The sequence below is a fragment of the Neisseria sp. P0021.S007 genome, from assembly GCF_051956855.1.
In genome coordinates, this window is the sequence record NZ_JBQCXA010001027.1 from 1 (window position 1) to 545 (window position 545).

General features: G+C 49.4%; 1 pseudogene. It reads right to left on the bottom strand.

The window, feature by feature from the left end:
- Window positions 1-30: 30 nt before the first annotated feature.
- A pseudogene (locus tag ACTHUR_RS17330) lies at window positions 31-545 on the bottom strand (hypothetical protein); the annotation flags it as partial.

The following is a 545-nucleotide window of genomic DNA, read 5'->3' on the forward strand; positions in this document are numbered from 1 at the left end:
TTTCAGACGACCTTTTAATCAGCTTTAAAACTACTGTTTGCCGAACTGGCTGTAATCCACCACCATGTACTTGGCGGTAATTTTCTGCGAAGCGTTGCCTTCGTCACCCATCACAATCATCTGCGGCTTGCCGTTGACCGTAATCGAATCAACGGCTTCGACGTTGGTGATGTGTTGCAGGTTGGGCAGCGAGATTTTTTGCGGTTCGTCAGTCGGGTTGCCGCTCCAAGTCCACAATTGCGAGAATTTCTGACCGTTTTCATCCTTCACTTCGTTGGCGATGACGTAGTTTTTCAACACCGGGTCGTAGTTGATAGAACGGATACCGCCGCCGTCGATGTCAAGGATGGCAACTTCGTCAAATTCAGGCTTGGCGTTGCGCTCGAACACGTCTTTCGAGTTGCTGATGAATGCCACCAAAGCCATATTGTTGAACTCAGGATCGCGGAAGCCTAAGACGAGACGTTTCTTCACGGGGTCAAACGCCATACCTTCGATATTGATTTCTTCAAAGGAAACTTCGGCTTTGGTGCGTTCGCGGATGA